This is a genomic window from Pseudomonas morbosilactucae (assembly GCF_023241715.1).
Lineage (GTDB): Bacteria > Pseudomonadota > Gammaproteobacteria > Pseudomonadales > Pseudomonadaceae > Aquipseudomonas > Aquipseudomonas morbosilactucae.
This window is the reverse complement of record NZ_JALQCW010000089.1, coordinates 41,408-56,366: the sequence shown is the minus strand read 5'-3', so window position 1 is coordinate 56,366 and position 14,959 is coordinate 41,408. Positions and strand designations below refer to the sequence as shown.

Below are 14,959 nucleotides of genomic sequence, written 5' to 3'. Positions count from 1 at the left end.
CGGCATTGGGCAGCTTCTGGCGCGAACAGGCCGTAGTGCTCGACGTAGTTCACCACTCCAGCAGGGAGAAACCGTAGTAGGAGCCGGCTTGCCGGCGAGGGCCCTTGAGCCTTGCACCGCCCTCGGGAACGCGATCGCTGGCAAGCCAGCTCCTATGGGTTGATACCGAGCAATGCCCCACCTATGTAGGAGCCGGCTTGCCGGCGAAGGGCCCTTGAGCCTTGCACCGCCCTTGGGAACGCCATCGCTGGCAAGCCAGCGCCTACGGTGGAAAAGGGAGGGTTATTCGTCGTCTTTTTTCATCAACCCGGCCAGGGCGGCGAACGGGTTGTGGGTGGCCTTGGCGATCTTTGGCGTGCTCAGGGAGCCTTCGCCAAAGTACTGCTGGTCGGTGTAGCGCGAGTGCTCGTTGTCGTGGCAGTACAGACACAGCAACTCCCAGTTGGAGCCGTCCTGGGGGTTGTTGTCGTGGTTGTGGTCACGGTGGTGCACGGTCAGCTCGCTCAGGCGCTTGCCGGCGAATTCCCGGGCGCAGCGGCCGCAGACGTGGGGGTACATTTTCAGGGCCTTGTCGCGGTAGCCCATCTCCCGGTCGCGCTGGGCGTCGGCGAGGATGCGGTCCAGCTTGGAGGTGTTGGACGGCGTAGTGGACGAACTCATGGGTTCACCTTTGTAGAAAGACTAATGACGGTAATGGACGAAGTTTAGCTCAGCCCTTGAGCTTCTCGGCAATCCAGATGGTGTGCCGGGTGCCCTTGTTGCCGTGGGCGAAGACTTGCACTTCCTCGGCCTTGAAGCCGGCCTTGCGCAGCTTGTCAGAGAACTGTTTGTCGGCGCTGGCCGACCACACGGCCAACACGCCCTTGGGCCGCAAAGCCTTGGCGCAGGCCGCCAGGCCACCGGCGGAGTACAGCCAGCTGTTGGCTTTCTGGGTCAGGCCTTCGGGGCCGTTGTCGACGTCGAGCATGATGGCGTCGAACCCCTGGGGCTCGGCCTGCAGGACCTTGGCCACATCCTCCTGGCGGATCACCGTGCGCGGGTCCAGCAGCGGCCGGCCGGACTTTTCCCCCAAGGGACCGCGGTTCCACTCCACCACCCCCGGCACCAGCTCGGCGACCACCACTTCGGCACTCTTGCCCAGGTGCTTGAGGGCCGAGGCCAGAGTGAAGCCCATGCCCAGGCCGCCGATCAGCACCCGCGAACCAGGGCGCCCGGCCACCTTGCGGCAAGGAATCTCCGCCAGGGCGTCTTCGGAGCCGTGCATGCGCGTGTTCATCAACTGCCCGCCATCGCCGCCCTGGATCTTGATCACGAAATCCTCGCCGTATTCGAACAGGCACAGGGCACCGCCATTGTCGGGAATCGGGGTGGTGTCGAGCAGAACGAAACGTTTCATGTGGGTCTCATTGAAGAAGGCAAACCGGCCCGGTTGGGAGTAGCCTGAGGGGCAGACAATAGCGAGGGAGCCATTGATGAAGCGCACTATTCTAACGGTCATTGCCCAGGCGGCGCTCTCGCTAAGTGCGACGCTATGGATCAGTGGTGCCCTGGCCGAGGATTTGCTGAGTGTGCCGGTCACGCCGACCCCCAGCGTCGGCTCGCCGGGCACTGCGACCCCCACGCCTTATCCGCAAGTCACGCCGCCGAGCACGCCCAAGGCCGGCGGCAATGGGGGCGCGCCGTTGCTGCCACCGATCGACATGCCCAAGCCCCCCAAGGACCAGACGCTGCCGGGCTTGGAGCAGAGCGAGAACAAAGCCAAGACACCGGGGGGCTGAGCCCCGCTTTAGCAGTGCTGGGCCAGCAGTTGCCCGTCGGCCATGCGCAGGCGCTTGGACAGGGAAATGGCCAGGGCGCGGATGATTTTGGCGGCAATTTTCGGCGCGTCGTTGAGCATTTTCTCCAGCGAGTCCTTGCCCAGGTTGAGTAACTGGCAATCGCTGGCGGCCACGCAGGTGGCTGAACGCCGCTCGCCATCGAGCACCGCCATTTCGCCGAAGGCCCGGCCACTGCGCAGGGTCGCCACGGTCACGGGTTGGCCGTCGCCGGTGCTTTTCTGCACGGCCACCTGGCCGGAATGGAGGATGCACATGAAGCTGCCGGCATCGCCCTCGTGAAAGATTTCCTCGCCCTCGGCGATGCTGCTGATGCTGAAGTAACCGGCGGCAGCGACAAAGTCGGCCGGCAAGAGTTGGTCGAACAGGCCGCAGTCCATCAGCCAGTCGCGGATTTCGTTATTCAGTAAGGTCGGTTCTGACATGTCGTCACGGTCTTTTTCTTGTGTCTGTTGCATCGCTGGATACCTGAGCAGGGCACCCACCGACGGCGCTCGAGATTAAGACAGGAGCGCCGGGTGGAGTTCCTCAGTCCAGGCCCAGAACCTTAAAAACAAATGCATATTCGAGGGCTACGTCACGTAATCCCTGATAACGCCCGCTCATGCCCCCGTGGCCGGCGCCCAGTTCGGTCTTGAGCAGCAGCAGGTTCTGGTCGGTCTTGGTGGCGCGCAACCGGGCTACCCACTTGGCCGCTTCCCAATACTGCACGCGACTGTCGTTGTAGCCGGCGATCACCAGAGTCGCCGGGTAGGCCTGGGCCTTGACGTTTTCATAAGGCGCATAGGCCTTGATCCGCTCATACACCTCCGGTTCTTCAGGGTTGCCCCATTCGTCGTACTCGGTGACGGTCAGTGGCAGCTCGGGGTCGAGCATGGTGTTGAGCACGTCGACAAACGGCACTTCGGCAATTGCCGCCCGGAACAGCTCTGGACGCTGGTTGAGCACCGCGCCGATCAGCAGCCCACCGGCGCTGCCGCCACTGATGGCCAATTGGCTGGAGGTGGTCAGGCCTTGGGCGATCAGGTGCTCGGCGCAGGCGATAAAGTCGCTGAAGGTGTTGTGCTTGTGTTCTTGCTTGCCGGCGCGGTACCAGGCTTCGCCCAGTTCGCCACCGCCGCGCACGTGGGCAATGGCAAAGGCCACGCCTCGGTCCAGCAAGCTCAGGCGGGCATGGGAGAACCACGGGTCGAGGCTTTCACCGTAGGCGCCATAGCCATAGAGATAGAGCGGGGTCGGCTGGCCCAGGGCGTCGCGCTTGACCACCAGGCTGATGGGCACCTGGGTGCCGTCCGGCGCCGTGGCCCAGAGGCGCTGGCTGACATAGGCGTCGGCATCGAAATCACCGAGGACTGGGGTTTCCTTGAGTACGGTCTGTTGCCCGCCGAGCAGGATCAACTGGCGCACCTGGGCTGGGCGATTGAGGGCCTCGTAGCGCAGGCGGATGCGGTCGCTGCTGAACTCCAGGCTGTTTTGCACGTGCAGGCTGTAGGCGGCGTCCGGCAGTTGCACCCGGTAGGACGGGCTGTCCTGAGGGTGCACTTCGATGATCGGCAGCCCGCCTTCGCGCAGGCTCAGGGTCATGGCCCCGGCATTCAGGCTCACGCCGTCGAGCATCACCTGATCGTCATGGGGGATCAGTTCCAGCCACTGGTCCTGGGTCGGCACCTGGCCGGCGTCCGGGGTCTGGTACAGGGCGAAATTGATGCCGTCGCGGTTACTGCGGATAAACCAGGTCCACTGGCCGTCGAGCTGGCCGTGATCCACATCGTATTCATGGTCCTCCATCCGCGGGGCCAGGCAAATGAACGGCAAGTGCGGCTGGGCGGCATCCAGCACCCAGACTTCGCTGGTGGTCTTGCTGCCCAGGGACAGCAGCAATTGGCGTTCGGAACTGGAGCGGTAACAGTGCAGGAAGAAGCGCCCGTCCGGTTCGTGGAACACCTCTTCGGCGGCGGTGCCGTCCAGGCGGTAGCGGAACAGTTTGTGCGGGCGATGGGTTTCGTCCAGCTCGCCAAAGAACAGGGTCAGGCTGTCGTTGGCCCAGGTCATGCTGCCGTCGCAGTTCTCGAACGCCAGCTCACTGATCTTGTCGTTGGACAGCTCCTTGACGAACAGGGTGTAGATTTCCTCCCCTGTGGTGTCGAGGCTGTAGGCCAGGCGCTGATGGTCCGGGCTGATATTGAAGGCGCCCAGGGAAAAGAAACCGCCGTTGGCCAGGGCGTTGGGGTCCAGCAGCAGTTGCTCCTGGCTTTCATCCACCACCAGGCTGTCATCGGCCGGGCGCGGGCAGCGGTAATGCCGGGCGTATTCGTCGCCGGCGGTGGTGCGGGTGTAGTAGAGGTACGGGCCCCACGGCGAGGGCAGGGACAGGTCGGTCTCGAGAATCCGTCCCTTGATCTCCTGGAACAGGGTCTCGCGCAGTGCCGCCTGGTCGGCGAGCTGGGCTTCCTGATAACTGTTTTCAGCCTTCAGGTAGTCGAGCACCGCATCGCTGTCGCGCTCTTGCAGCCAGGCATACGGGTCAGCGCCTTCGGCCTTGTGGGCGAGGGGGGCACTGGTGACGTTGGCAGATAAAGGCATGAATGGCTCTCGGCGGATGACAAATGAGGGCTTGGCAGACGGCGTTGCAGCCTGACATGCGAAAAGCCGTTATCATAAGCGCCTCTTTGCCTGCCTTGCCATGGACACCATGACCGAGAACGACTATCTGATCGCCTGGGGCCTCTACGCCTTCGCCGCCTTGGGCTGCCTGTTGGTGTGGATGCGCCTGACCCGCTGGATGTGGCGCTGGTTGCGTGAGCCATTGCGTGTGTTGATGGCGGTGTTGCTGTTCAGCCCGACCATGGTCGACGCCACCAAGGACATGCTTGCCCCGGCCGTGGCCATCACCGCCCTGGACCTGCTGCTCAAGGTTGGCAACAACGCCTGGCGGGCCATTTCCGATCTGTTCATGTACGGCATGATCGCGTTTGCGGTTTACCTGTTGTTTGTGCTGATCCGCTGGCCCATCGAGCGTGCCGCCCAGCAGCGCCGCGAGCGCGCCGAGGCCGCCAAGGCAGCGGTCAAGGCCAGTGATGTGGAAGACGACCAACCCTTTGGCGGCGCCGGCGATGATCGCTACGGCCGCCCGGCGGTGCCCAGCAACCCCCAGCGTTCGCGAGTCGAACCGCGTTTGTAAGCCCGCCCCGGCATTGAAGCGAGAGTCCGAGCATGTGTGAGTTATTGGGCATGAGCGCCAATGTACCGACCGATATCGTCTTCAGCTTTACTGGGCTGATGCAGCGCGGCGGGCGTACCGGCCCGCACCGCGACGGTTGGGGCATCGCTTTTTATGAAGGCCGCGGCTTGCGGCTGTTCCAGGACCCCGCGGCCAGCTGCGAGTCCGAAGTGGCCAACCTGGTGCAGCGCTACCCGATCAAGAGCGAAGTGGTGATCGGCCATATTCGCCAGGCCAACGTCGGCAAGGTCTGCCTGTCCAACACCCACCCGTTTGTCCGCGAGCTGTGGGGGCGCAACTGGTGTTTCGCCCACAACGGCCAACTGGCGGATTTCCGGCCGGCGCAGAGCTTCTATCGCCCGGTGGGGGATACCGACAGCGAGGCGGCGTTCTGTGATCTGCTCAACCGCGTACGCGGTGCCTTCCCGGAGCCGGTGGAGGTCGAGGCGTTGCTGCCGAAGCTGGTGCAAGCCTGTGCCGAATACCGCAGCCAGGGTGTGTTCAACTGCCTGCTCAGCGACGGTGACTGGCTGTTCTGCTACTGCTCGACCAAGTTGGCGCAGATCACCCGACGTGCGCCTTTCGGGCCGGCGCGCTTGAAGGATGTGGACGTGATCGTCGACTTCCAGGCCGAAACCACCCCCAACGACGTGGTTACGGTGATCGCCACCGAACCCCTGACGGAAAACGAAACCTGGACCCGCTACGAACCCGGGCAGTGGAGCCTGTGGCGGCGCGGTGAATGCATCAGCCACGGCCAGACCGAATAAGGACATCCCCTATGTTGCTCAGTTATTTGCGGTTGGTGCTGTTTGCCGCTGGCCTGTTGGTGGGCGTGCAGGTACCCGGTTTCATCAGCGACTACGCCAAGCGCGTGGAAGCCCACTTGATTGAGGCCCAGACCAGCCTGCAAGGCTTCCAGGGCACCGCCAATCAGTTTTTCAAGGGTGATATGCAGGCTTTGGTGGCTCATTACCGCGCCAGTGACGACCCGGTATTTCGCAGCGACGCCGACAGCCTGAGCAGCCTGCTCACTCGGCAATTGGCCTTGGACAAGCAATTCCAGGCGATGCAGGGCCCTTGGTACATCCGCGTGCTGCAAGTGGCGCTGGCCGCCGATCCGGATATCCGCAAGGAAACCTGGAACGGCTACAGCTACCAAATCCTCCTGACCCCCGAGGCCATGGTCTGGGGCATGAGCGGCGCCTTGCTGCTGTCTTTTGGCCTGGAATGCCTGTTCCGCCTGATCGACTGGGTCGTGCTGGGCGGCAAGCGCCTGCGCCAGAGTCGCCCCATCGAAGAGCGCGACCTTAAAGGCCTCTAAGCCGCTATACGAGCCGGCTCCCTTAGCCGCCGGCTTGCCAGCGCTCACGCCCGCAAGACCAATCTCCACCTACTTGGACAGAAAGCGCATTCCCTCTTCCAGCCCGCGCAGGGTCAGCGGGTACATCTGGTCCTCGATCAGGTCGCGGACAATGTTGGTCGACGCGGTGTAACCCCAGGTGTCCTTCGGGTAGGGGTTGATCCAGATGAGCTTCTTGTACTTCTCCATAAAGCGCTGCATCCACACATAACCGGCTTCCTCGTTCCAGTGCTCGACGCTGCCGCCGGCCTGGGTGATTTCGTAGGGCGCCATGGCGGCGTCACCGACGAAGATCACTTTGTAGTCGGCGCCGTACTTGTGCAGCAGGTCCTGGGTCGAGGTGCGCTCCGAGCCGCGGCGCATGTTGTTCTTCCACACCGATTCATAGATGAAGTTGTGGAAGTAGTAGTACTCCAGGTGCTTGAACTCGGTCTTGCAGGCCGAGAACAGTTCCTCGCAGATCTTCACGTGGGCATCCATGGAACCGCCGATGTCGAACAGCAACAGCAGCTTGATGCTGTTGCGGCGTTCCGGGCGCATCTGGATGTTCAGCAGCCCGGCATCGCGGGCGGTGTGGTCGATGGTGCCATCGATGTCCAGCTCGTCCGCTGCGCCCTGGCGCGCGAACTTGCGCAGGCGACGCAGGGCTACCTTGATGTTGCGGGTGCCCAGCTCCACTGAGTCGTCGAGGTTCTTGTACTCGCGCTGGTCCCAGACTTTCACCGCCTTGCCCTGGCGCTTGCCGGCGTCGCCGACGCGGATGCCTTCCGGGTTGAAACCGCCGGAGCCAAAGGGGCTGGTGCCGCCGGTGCCGATCCACTTGTTGCCGCCGGCGTGGCGTTCCTTCTGTTCTTCCAGGCGTTTCTTGAACTCTTCGATGAGCTTGTCCAGCCCGCCCAGGGACTGGATCTGCGCCCGCTCTTCATCGCTCAGGGAACGCTCGAACTCCTTGCGCAGCCAATCCTCGGGGATCAGCGCCTGCAGGTGGTCATCGAGCTTTTCCAGGCCGTTGAAGTACGCACCAAAAGCCCGGTCGAACTTGTCGAAATGCCGTTCATCCTTCACCAGGATCGCCCGGGCGAGGTAATAGAACTCGTCCATGTCGGCGAAGGTCACGCGCTGCTTGAGCGCGTTGATCAGGTCCAGCAGTTCGCGCACCGACACCGGCACCTTGGCCGCGCGCATTTCATTGAACAGGTTGAGCAGCATGGCATCAGCCTCTTAACGACTACCGCGACGGCTCATGAACGCCAGACGCTCCAGCAACTGCACATCCTGCTCGTTTTTCACCAGGGCGCCGGCCAGGGGCGGAATGGCCTTGGTCGGATCACGCTCGCGCAGCACCGCCTCACCAATGTTGTCGGCCATCAGCAGCTTGAGCCAGTCCACCAGTTCCGAGGTTGAAGGCTTCTTCTTCAGGCCGGGCACTTTGCGCACGTCGAAGAACACGTCCAGGGCTTCGCTGACCAGGTCCTTCTTGATGTCCGGATAATGCACGTCGACGATTTTCTGCAGGGTGGTGCGGTCGGGGAAGGCGATGTAGTGGAAGAAGCAGCGGCGCAGGAAGGCGTCCGGCAGCTCCTTCTCGTTGTTGGAGGTAATGATGATGATCGGCCGCTGCTTGGCCTTGATGGTCTCGTCGATTTCGTAGACGTAGAACTCCATCTTGTCGAGTTCTTGCAGCAGGTCGTTGGGGAATTCGATGTCGGCCTTGTCGATTTCGTCGATCAGCAGGATCACCCGCTCCTCGGATTCGAAGGCTTCCCAGAGCTTGCCTTTTTTCAGGTAGTTGCGGATGTCGTGGACCTTGTCCACCCCCAGCTGAGAGTCGCGCAGGCGGCTGACCGCGTCGTACTCGTAGAGGCCCTGGTGGGCCTTGGTGGTGGACTTGATGTGCCAGGTGATCAGCTTGGCGCCAAAGGACTCGGCCAGTTGCTCGGCGAGCATGGTCTTGCCGGTGCCGGGTTCGCCCTTGACCAGCAGCGGACGCTCCAGGGTGATGGCGGCGTTGACGGCCAGCTTCAAGTCATCGGTGGCGACGTAGGCGCGGGTGCCTTCGAATTTCATCTGCAAATCCTCGAACGGTGACGGCGAGCTGCCCGGGGCAGGTCGACTGAAAAACGCGGTGGCTGACTATAACGCGGCGCCCGGTCGACTGTGAACGCAGACGGCCCATTCAGTCTCTGAATGGGCCGTCACACGGTGACTCAGTCAGTCGATGGCTTGGGCTGCTCATAACGGGCATTGAATGCCTGGACGAAACCGTTGTGCAGAATCTGCAGAAACGCCCCAAAGGCGCTGATGTCCTGGCGGTGTACGTTGCCGCTGAGTTCAACCCGGGTGGCGAACTGGTTTTTGCCTTGGTTTTTCAGCAGGTTCTCGCTGGCGCCAACCAGGGCCTTCCAGACCGAACGCAGGATGCCTTTGTTTTTGTTCTCCACGTCCTGCTGCCAATTGAACACTTCGACGTCCCGCAGCAAGGGCTTGATGTACCCGGTCAGGCGGGCTTTTTCCGCCCGGGCCTCGATCACCACATCGCCGTGGCCGGCGTTGAAGTCGAATTTGCCGTAGGCCGAGGCGAAGTCATTGAAGCGCTTGAGTTCGATGTCTCGGGCCCGCAGGCGGAATTCGAAGTCCTCGAAGTTGCTCAGCGGATCGAAGGTGGCGCTGCTTTCCAGGGGCGCCTGGCCCTGCAGCAAGGCCTTGCCGTCGAAGCGCGCGGCGCGCTTGCCGGCGGCGTCGGCGACGTTGGTCAGGTTGTAGATACTGGCGTTGACCTGGGTGGCGCCGATGTTCACCGGCGGCGTGGAGCTGAAGTTGCGAAAGTTGATGGTGCCGTCGTCGATCCGCACCTCATCCAGGGTAATGGGTACAAGCTTGCCCAGTTGCGCCCGCCAGTCGGTGCCCTGGCCGGTTTGCGAGGCCTGTTTGTTGGCGCCGCCGTCGACGAAGTTCAGTTGCGGTTTGACGAACAGCACCTTGGCCACCACCGCATGGTCGTACCACAACGAATGCCAGCTCACCGCCAGGTCGATCAGCGGCGCGTCGACGAAAGGCACCGGCACCTTGCCGTCGACCTTGACGATCTGCAGCCCGTTGATGCGATAAGCGCCGCGCCACAGGGCCAGGTCCACGTCGCTGACCTGGCCACGGTAGTCGCCCATGTCCGCCAGTTTGTCATTCAGGTAATCGCGTACCAGGTAGGGCAGGGCGATATGCAGGGCCACCAGCAGCACGACCAGGCATGCCAGGGTCCACAAGGGCCAACTGTAGCGACGTTTCATGGTGATGGGCCTCCAGCCGTATAGAGGATGGACTGCCGGTGGCCGCAGTCGTTCGGCTCGACTGGACGCTCATGGGTCCGAGGCATACCCTTGAGCACTTCTTCACTGCTGCATAAGGACCCAGCCATGAGCCGCATTTTTGCTGACAACGCCCATTCCATCGGTAATACGCCCTTGGTGCAGATCAACCGCATCGCCCCCCGTGGCGTGACCATCCTGGCCAAGATCGAAGGGCGTAACCCGGGCTACTCGGTGAAATGCCGAATCGGCGCGAACATGATCTGGGACGCCGAAAGCACCGGCCGGCTCAAGCCTGGCATGACCATCGTCGAACCCACTTCCGGCAACACCGGGATCGGCCTGGCCTTCGTCGCCGCCGCCCGCGGCTATAAATTGATGCTGACCATGCCCGCTTCCATGAGCATCGAGCGACGCAAGGTGCTCAAGGCCCTGGGCGCCGAACTGGTGCTGACCGAGCCGGCCAAGGGCATGAAAGGCGCCATCGACAAGGCGGCGGAAATCCTGGCCAGCGACCCGGTCAAGTACTTCATGCCGCAGCAGTTCGATAACCCGGCCAACCCGGCGATCCATGAAAAGACCACCGGTCCGGAAATCTGGAATGACACCGACGGCGCCGTGGACGTGCTGGTAGCGGGGGTCGGCACCGGCGGCACCATCAGCGGTGTGTCGCGCTATATCAAGAAGACCCAGGGCAAGCCGATTCTGTCGGTGGCGGTCGAGCCTTCGGGTTCGCCGGTGATTACCCAGAAACTGGCTGGCGAAGAGATCAAGCCCAGCCCCCACAAAATCCAGGGCATCGGTGCCGGGTTTGTGCCGAAGAACCTCGATCTGGAAATGGTCGACCGGGTCGAGCTGGTGACCGATGAAGAGTCCAAGGCCATGGCCCTGCGTCTGATGCAGGAGGAGGGCATCCTCTGCGGCATTTCCTGTGGCGCGGCGATGGCCGTTGCCGTGCGCCTGGCAGAAACCCCGGAAATGCAGGGCAAGACCATTGTGGTGATCCTGCCGGACTCCGGCGAGCGCTACCTGTCGAGCATGCTCTTTAGCGATCTGTTCACCGAGCAGGAAAACCAACAGTAAGGCGACGGCCGCCATTCGCCTGATAAGCCGCCGGCTTGCCGGCGAATGCTGACCCACATCACTCAAGGCTTCGGGCGCTTATGCTACTTAACGCCTTTGTTGCAAAGCCGTTAATACTGAATGTTCAGTGGTGCGGGTTTTTCCATGGCCCAGGAGTGTTTATCATGGCCGGCTGCCAGGCCGGGTGAACACTCCCCTCACGGTTGCCTATTTCCAAGGAGTCGTTGCATGAGCTTTTCCTTTGCCGCCAAGTTCGCGGTGTTGTCGCTGTTCGTCGGCAGCATTCTTTACGTGCACCTGCGGGGCAAGGCGCGTCTGCCGGTACTGCGCCAGTTCGTCAACCATTCCGCGCTGTTCGCCCCATACAACGCCTTGATGTACCTGTTCTCCGCGGTGCCCTCCAAGCCTTACCTGGACCGCAGCAAGTTTCCGGAACTGGACGTGCTCAAGGACAACTGGGAAGTGATCCGCGACGAGGCCATGCACCTGTTCGACGAGGGCTACATCCGCGCCGCCGAGAAGAACAACGACGCCGGTTTCGGCTCGTTTTTCAAGAAGGGCTGGAAGCGTTTCTACCTCAAGTGGTACGACAAACCCCTGCCTTCGGCCGAAGCCCTGTGCCCGAAAACCGTTGAGCTGGTCAGCCGCATCCCCAACGTCAAGGGCGCCATGTTCGCCTTGCTGCCCGGTGGCAGCCACCTGAACCCGCACCGTGATCCGTTCGCCGGTTCCCTGCGCTATCACCTGGGGCTATCGACCCCCAACTCTGACGACTGCCGGATTTTCGTCGATGGCCAGGTCTATGCCTGGCGCGACGGTGAAGATGTGATGTTCGACGAAACCTACGTGCACTGGGTGAAGAACGAAACCGAAACCACCCGGGTGATCCTGTTCTGTGACATCGAACGCCCCCTGAGCAACCGCCTGATGACCCGCCTCAACCGTTGGGTCAGTGGTCTGCTGGGCCGTGCCACCGCACCGCAGAACCTGGACGACGAGCGCGTCGGCGGGATCAACCAGGCCTACGCCTGGAGCAAGCGCTTCAGCGACAGCTTCAGCGGCGTGGTGAAACAGTGGAAGCGCCGCAATCCCAAGCTGTACCGCATCCTGCGGCCGATCCTGGCGGTGGTGGTGCTGGTGGCGTTGTGGAAGTGGCTGTTCTGATAATTCTTGCAATGAAGATCGGGCGCTGAGTATATTCGGCGCTCGACGAGTCAGACGACTCAGGTTTTTCCCTCCTCAAGAGCCCTCTGTACATGGCCTTTTCCCTCAACAGCTCGGTAGTGGTTTCAGCGGTCAACGCTGGCGTCGTGCCGTGCGGGAATCAGCAGCCTGCGCAGATCGGTCAATACCCCCCACCTGTCAGTAGTGTGCCGGTCTACGCAGTCGTAGCACCGCCAGGCGTTGGTATTCCGGGCTGATCAGCAACTGCTGCCGTTGCCTGCGCCCGCCTGAAAAAACACGACTGAATTTCAGCTTTTGCTGAGTTGGCTTTTTGCCTGACTACAGGTGGTTTTCATGTTGCTCATTTCCAAAAAATCCGCGCTGGCGGCGGCTTCCACGAGCCTGTTCGTCCTGCTCTGGAGCAGTGGCGCAATCTTCTCCAAATGGGGCCTGGCCCATGCATCGCCCTTTGCCTTCCTAGTGATTCGCTTTGCCATTGCCCTGTGCGGCCTGGTGCTACTGATGCCCTTGCTCAAGCTCAGGTTGCCCCGTGGGCGTGGCCCGATGCTCTACGCGGCGGTCACGGGCCTGGTGCTGTTGGGCGCCTACCAGATCTTCTACCTGCTGGCCTTGAGCCTGAAGGTCACGCCCGGGGTCATGGCCACCCTGATGGGGGTGCAGCCGATCCTTACCGTGGTGCTGATGGAGCGTCAGCGGTCCTGGAGCCGGATGTTCGGCCTGGGCCTGGGGTTGGCGGGGCTGATCATGGTGGTCTACCAAGGCATTGGTCTGGCGGGAATGTCCCTGGTCGGGATGCTCTTTGCCTTGCTGGCCCTGGTCAGCATGACCCTGGGCTCGATCATGCAGAAGCGCATCACCGATAACCCGTTGGGGACGTTGCCCGTGCAATACCTGGCGGGGCTCTTGCTGTGCGCGGTGTTCGTGCCCTTCCAGCCGATGCATGTCGAGTACAGCCTGGGCTTTGTGGTGCCGGTGTTGTGGATGGGCCTGGTGGTTTCGGTGCTGGCGACCCTGCTGCTGTACCGGCTGATTGCCCAGGGCAACCTGGTCAATGTCACCAGCCTGTTCTACTTGGTGCCGGCAGTGACGGCGGTGATGGATTACCTGTTCTTCGGTAATCGCCTGGCGCTGTTGAGCCTGCTCGGCATGCTCTTGATCATCGTCGGCCTGGTGTTCGTGTTCCGTAAGAGCGCCTGACCTGCCAGGGCCTGGCGGCGGACGCCGTCAGGCCCTGAGCACACGGTTGCGTCCGGCCAGCTTGGCGGCGTAGGTCGCCTGGTCGCTCAGGCGCAGCAGGTTTTCTGCTGACAGCTCCGGGTCCCAGGCCGCCACACCGAAGCTGGCGGTGACCGGGCCGACCACGGGCAGCGATTGCCGGGCGAGGTTTTCCCGCAGTTGCCAGGCCAATTGTTCGGCCTGTTCCCCTGAGGTTTGCGGGCAGAGGATCGCCAGTTCCTCGCCGCCGATCCGACAAAAAATATCGCTGGTGCGCAGCCGTTGGCCAATCAGTTGGCAGGTTTGCTTGAGCACCTCGTCCCCCATGTCGTGGCCCCAGCGGTCATTGACTGACTTGAAGTGATCCAGGTCCAGCAGGATCAGGGAAAACCCCGTCCCGTAGCGTTTGCCGCTGTCCACCAGGCACTCCAGTTGGCCCATGAAGTGCCGGCGGTTGTAGATACCGGTCAACTCGTCGGTGACCGCCTGGGTACTCAGGGCGTGCTCGCGGTCCTTGAGTTCGGTGATGTCCATGAACGACCCGTACCAGACCACGCTGCGATCCTCCTGGCGCTCGGCGTAGGCTTCGCCGTGCAGCCAGCGCAGCCCTTGGCGTGGCAGTTGCACGCGAAAGTCACAGGCCCAGGCCTCGCCGCTGCGGCTGGACTCCAGGGTCACGCTGATGATCAGCGGCATGTCTTCGGGGTGGACGCGCTTGAACAGCGGGTTATGCAGGAAGCTCAAGCCCAGGACGTCCTCGGCCTTGAGTTCGAAAAGTTGTTCGATACTCGGGCTGCAGAAGGCGAAATAGCCGTCCCCCGAGGCGCGCAGGTGGTACTGGTAAAGCACGTTGGGAATGCGCTGGGTGAGTTTTTTCAGGAAGGCCTTGCTCTCCTGGATGTCCTTGAGCAGTTCGTTGCGTTCGCTGACATCGATGATCACATTGAGCTGTTCCAGGCCTCCGCTGTCAGGGTCGTGAAACTCGGCACGGCGCAGTTCGCCGATAAACAGGCTGCCGTCCTTGCGCTGGTAGCTCCATTGCGTGGCCTGGTCGCCGCTGCTGCGACACAGGTGATCGATCAGTTGCACGTTCGAGGTATGCAACAGCGCCGGGTCTTGGCTGGCCTTGCGACGTTCATCGAGATCGGACGGCAGGTACAGGCGTTGCACCAGATTGCGCCCCAGCATCTCGGCGCGGTTGAAGCCGAACAGGGCCTCGGCGCCGGCACTGAACAGGCGTATCCGTCCTTCAGCGGTGGTGCTGATGACGGCCACTTGGGTGGCCGCATTCATCAGGTTGTCGAAGCGGGTATTGAGCGCCTTGATGCGGTTTTTGCGTGCGTTCAGCTCATGCAACTGGCGGCGCGTCTCACGCTGCTGACGCACCGTGCAGAACAGCATCACCAGCAGGAGCGCGGCGAGGCTGATCAACAGCCCCGTGGCCAGGGGGTGCAACGGGTGATGATCGGGCAACCACAGCAAGCCGATCATGGCGCTGCCAAGGACCAGCCAAAGTGTCGGCTCAATCAGCCGACTGCGGTTGAGGAAGTGCTCGATCCACTGCGACATCCGACTACTCATTGCCACCTCCGAACCAGGCGAAAGCTGCATGCGCGTAGTGCCCCGTCAGGACTATTCCTTCCTGCTTCTGGCGAAGATTATTCTCATAGTTACGCGATGATGGCTAGAGGCCATTTTTGTGGTTGGCCAATGATGGCCACTCCCTGGATTGGTCATCAACGACATGAATGATCAG

15 protein-coding genes are annotated in these 14,959 nt (G+C 62.2%); 7 read left to right on the top strand and 8 right to left on the bottom strand.

Translation table 11 applies throughout. The features are described 5' to 3' along the window. Window positions 1-282: 282 nt before the first annotated feature. A complete protein-coding gene (locus tag M1B34_RS29345) occupies window positions 283-660 on the bottom strand; it encodes a YajD family HNH nuclease (protein ID WP_123336237.1) in 378 nt (125 codons plus the stop codon). Window positions 661-709: 49 nt separating this feature from the next. Continuing rightward, window positions 710-1,396: a spermidine synthase gene (locus M1B34_RS29340; protein ID WP_123336235.1), complete on the bottom strand. Its 687-nt coding sequence runs from the start codon at window positions 1,394-1,396 to the stop codon at window positions 710-712. Window positions 1,397-1,472: 76 nt separating this feature from the next. Between M1B34_RS29340 and M1B34_RS29335 the strand changes: the two genes are divergently transcribed. Further along, window positions 1,473-1,778 (top strand): hypothetical protein, encoded by a 306-nt coding sequence (locus M1B34_RS29335; RefSeq protein WP_123336233.1) that lies wholly within the window; start codon window positions 1,473-1,475, stop codon window positions 1,776-1,778. Window positions 1,779-1,786: 8 nt separating this feature from the next. On the opposite strand, the gene M1B34_RS29330 is transcribed toward M1B34_RS29335, so the two are convergent. Together M1B34_RS29330 and M1B34_RS29325 are read right to left on the bottom strand one after the other, a co-directional pair. After that, complete coding sequence (locus M1B34_RS29330; protein ID WP_123337501.1) at window positions 1,787-2,260, bottom strand: cyclic nucleotide-binding domain-containing protein; 474 nt, start codon at window positions 2,258-2,260, stop codon at window positions 1,787-1,789. Between the two features lie 103 nt (window positions 2,261-2,363). Then, window positions 2,364-4,418 carry a S9 family peptidase gene (locus M1B34_RS29325; protein ID WP_268266966.1) on the bottom strand — a complete coding sequence of 685 codons (2,055 nt, stop codon included), beginning with the start codon at window positions 4,416-4,418 and terminating at the stop codon, window positions 2,364-2,366. 100 nt (window positions 4,419-4,518) lie between these two features. Between M1B34_RS29325 and M1B34_RS29320 the strand changes: the two genes are divergently transcribed. The 3 genes from M1B34_RS29320 to M1B34_RS29310 are packed head-to-tail and all read left to right on the top strand — an operon-like array spanning window position 4,519 to window position 6,379. After that, window positions 4,519-5,016: an MFS transporter gene (locus M1B34_RS29320; RefSeq protein WP_123336229.1), complete on the top strand. Its 498-nt coding sequence runs from the start codon at window positions 4,519-4,521 to the stop codon at window positions 5,014-5,016. Window positions 5,017-5,048: 32 nt separating this feature from the next. Then, window positions 5,049-5,825 carry a class II glutamine amidotransferase gene (locus M1B34_RS29315; RefSeq protein ID WP_268266965.1) on the top strand — a complete coding sequence of 259 codons (777 nt, stop codon included), beginning with the start codon at window positions 5,049-5,051 and terminating at the stop codon, window positions 5,823-5,825. A gap of 11 nt (window positions 5,826-5,836) precedes the next feature. Continuing rightward, a complete protein-coding gene (locus M1B34_RS29310; RefSeq protein WP_123336225.1) occupies window positions 5,837-6,379 on the top strand; it encodes a DUF2937 family protein in 543 nt (180 codons plus the stop codon). Window positions 6,380-6,448: 69 nt separating this feature from the next. Here M1B34_RS29310 and M1B34_RS29305 read toward each other — a convergent pair whose 3' ends face one another. From M1B34_RS29305 to M1B34_RS29295, 3 genes are all read right to left on the bottom strand, one after another. Continuing rightward, the gene (locus tag M1B34_RS29305) at window positions 6,449-7,627 is read right to left on the bottom strand and encodes a vWA domain-containing protein (protein WP_123336223.1); all 1,179 of its coding nucleotides are present in this window, start codon (window positions 7,625-7,627) and stop codon (window positions 6,449-6,451) included. Between the two features lie 12 nt (window positions 7,628-7,639). Next, window positions 7,640-8,485: an AAA family ATPase gene (locus M1B34_RS29300; protein ID WP_123336222.1), complete on the bottom strand. Its 846-nt coding sequence runs from the start codon at window positions 8,483-8,485 to the stop codon at window positions 7,640-7,642. Between the two features lie 140 nt (window positions 8,486-8,625). After that, window positions 8,626-9,702, bottom strand: coding sequence for a DUF748 domain-containing protein (locus M1B34_RS29295; protein ID WP_268266964.1), 1,077 nt, complete (start codon window positions 9,700-9,702; stop codon window positions 8,626-8,628). Between the two features lie 126 nt (window positions 9,703-9,828). On the opposite strand from M1B34_RS29295, the gene cysK reads away from it, so the two are divergent. The 3 genes from cysK (at window position 9,829) to M1B34_RS29280 (ending at window position 13,185) form a co-directional block, all read left to right on the top strand. Further along, window positions 9,829-10,803, top strand: coding sequence for a cysteine synthase A (cysK, locus tag M1B34_RS29290; protein WP_268266963.1), 975 nt, complete (start codon window positions 9,829-9,831; stop codon window positions 10,801-10,803). Between the two features lie 228 nt (window positions 10,804-11,031). Continuing rightward, window positions 11,032-11,967 carry an aspartyl/asparaginyl beta-hydroxylase domain-containing protein gene (locus tag M1B34_RS29285; RefSeq protein WP_268266962.1) on the top strand — a complete coding sequence of 312 codons (936 nt, stop codon included), beginning with the start codon at window positions 11,032-11,034 and terminating at the stop codon, window positions 11,965-11,967. A 354-nt stretch (window positions 11,968-12,321) separates the two neighbouring features. Beyond that, the gene (locus M1B34_RS29280; protein ID WP_268266961.1) at window positions 12,322-13,185 is read left to right on the top strand and encodes a DMT family transporter; all 864 of its coding nucleotides are present in this window, start codon (window positions 12,322-12,324) and stop codon (window positions 13,183-13,185) included. A 27-nt stretch (window positions 13,186-13,212) separates the two neighbouring features. Here the strand turns inward: M1B34_RS29280 and M1B34_RS29275 are convergent, their stop codons facing one another. After that, the gene (locus M1B34_RS29275; protein ID WP_268266960.1) at window positions 13,213-14,772 is read right to left on the bottom strand and encodes a sensor domain-containing diguanylate cyclase; all 1,560 of its coding nucleotides are present in this window, start codon (window positions 14,770-14,772) and stop codon (window positions 13,213-13,215) included. Window positions 14,773-14,959 lie beyond the last annotated feature (187 nt).

What these genes read in the sequence shown, in the direction of transcription:
- M1B34_RS29345 (WP_123336237.1), bottom strand. Translation starts at nt 660, where the DNA reads ATGAGTTCGTCCACTACGCCGTCCAACACCTCCAAGCTGGACCGCATC.
- M1B34_RS29340 (WP_123336235.1), bottom strand. Translation starts at nt 1,396, where the DNA reads ATGAAACGTTTCGTTCTGCTCGACACCACCCCGATTCCCGACAATGGC.
- M1B34_RS29335 (WP_123336233.1), top strand. Translation starts at nt 1,473, where the DNA reads ATGAAGCGCACTATTCTAACGGTCATTGCCCAGGCGGCGCTCTCGCTA.
- M1B34_RS29330 (WP_123337501.1), bottom strand. Translation starts at nt 2,260, where the DNA reads ATGTCAGAACCGACCTTACTGAATAACGAAATCCGCGACTGGCTGATG.
- M1B34_RS29325 (WP_268266966.1), bottom strand. Translation starts at nt 4,418, where the DNA reads ATGCCTTTATCTGCCAACGTCACCAGTGCCCCCCTCGCCCACAAGGCC.
- M1B34_RS29320 (WP_123336229.1), top strand. Translation starts at nt 4,519, where the DNA reads ATGGACACCATGACCGAGAACGACTATCTGATCGCCTGGGGCCTCTAC.
- M1B34_RS29315 (WP_268266965.1), top strand. Translation starts at nt 5,049, where the DNA reads ATGTGTGAGTTATTGGGCATGAGCGCCAATGTACCGACCGATATCGTC.
- M1B34_RS29310 (WP_123336225.1), top strand. Translation starts at nt 5,837, where the DNA reads ATGTTGCTCAGTTATTTGCGGTTGGTGCTGTTTGCCGCTGGCCTGTTG.
- M1B34_RS29305 (WP_123336223.1), bottom strand. Translation starts at nt 7,627, where the DNA reads ATGCTGCTCAACCTGTTCAATGAAATGCGCGCGGCCAAGGTGCCGGTG.
- M1B34_RS29300 (WP_123336222.1), bottom strand. Translation starts at nt 8,485, where the DNA reads ATGAAATTCGAAGGCACCCGCGCCTACGTCGCCACCGATGACTTGAAG.
- M1B34_RS29295 (WP_268266964.1), bottom strand. Translation starts at nt 9,702, where the DNA reads ATGAAACGTCGCTACAGTTGGCCCTTGTGGACCCTGGCATGCCTGGTC.
- cysK (WP_268266963.1), top strand. Translation starts at nt 9,829, where the DNA reads ATGAGCCGCATTTTTGCTGACAACGCCCATTCCATCGGTAATACGCCC.
- M1B34_RS29285 (WP_268266962.1), top strand. Translation starts at nt 11,032, where the DNA reads ATGAGCTTTTCCTTTGCCGCCAAGTTCGCGGTGTTGTCGCTGTTCGTC.
- M1B34_RS29280 (WP_268266961.1), top strand. Translation starts at nt 12,322, where the DNA reads ATGTTGCTCATTTCCAAAAAATCCGCGCTGGCGGCGGCTTCCACGAGC.
- M1B34_RS29275 (WP_268266960.1), bottom strand. Translation starts at nt 14,772, where the DNA reads ATGTCGCAGTGGATCGAGCACTTCCTCAACCGCAGTCGGCTGATTGAG.